Raw genomic sequence first — 726 nt, forward strand, 5'->3', positions numbered from 1 at the left:
ACCTCCACGCCCCATGCGCACGGAGAATGCCCCGGTCAGATCACCAGCGGCAGGAGGTGAACGGCGTCGCGCTTACGCGACGTCGTCCGCGGCGCCTTCATCATCGACGCGCATGATCGCGAGATCATCGCCTGGCGCGCAGTGGCGAACGCCGGCATCAGCGGATCGGATATCCGCGACATGATGCTCGAGGCGGTGGAAACGCGGTTCGGCGCACACCGCGCCCCGCATCCGGTCGAGATGCTCAGCGACAACGGCTCGCCCTATACCGCCCGCGACACGCGCATCTTCGCCAGCCAGCTCGGCCTGAGACCCTGCTTTACGCCGGTGAAGAGCCCGGAGAGCAACGGCATCTCGGAGGCCTTCGTGAACACCCTGAAGCGCGACTACGTGCGTGTCACGCCGCTGCCGGACGCTCAAGCTGTCCTCGACCTCGTCGGCGGATGGATGGAGGATTACAACGATAACCACCCGCACTCAGGGCTGAAGATGCGCTCGCCTCGCGAGTTCATCGCAGCTCAAACCGCAACCGCCTGAGTGTCCGGCGAAACGGGGGCAAGATCAAGCTCGTTAATAAGCTAGCGGGCTTGCTGGCGTTGGAAACACCGCATAAAGAACCGGACCGGAGCCACGGGGCGCTCGACATTGTTGGTTGCGGGGGTAGGATTTGAACCTACGACCTTCAGGTTATGAGCCTGACGAGCTACCGGGCTGCTCCACCCCGCG

The 726-nt window shown here is 64.0% G+C and carries 1 tRNA gene and 1 pseudogene; one reads left to right on the top strand and one right to left on the bottom strand.

The features are described 5' to 3' along the window. Positions 1-78: 78 nt before the first annotated feature. A pseudogene (locus tag JM664_RS16165) lies at positions 79-537 on the top strand (DDE-type integrase/transposase/recombinase); the annotation flags it as partial. Between the two features lie 112 nt (positions 538-649). Here the strand turns inward: JM664_RS16165 and JM664_RS16170 are convergent. After that, positions 650-726: transfer RNA gene (locus JM664_RS16170), tRNA-Met, on the bottom strand.

Source organism: Roseitranquillus sediminis (assembly GCF_016918935.1).
In the GTDB taxonomy this organism is placed as follows: Bacteria; Pseudomonadota; Alphaproteobacteria; order Rhodobacterales; family Rhodobacteraceae; genus Roseitranquillus; species Roseitranquillus sediminis.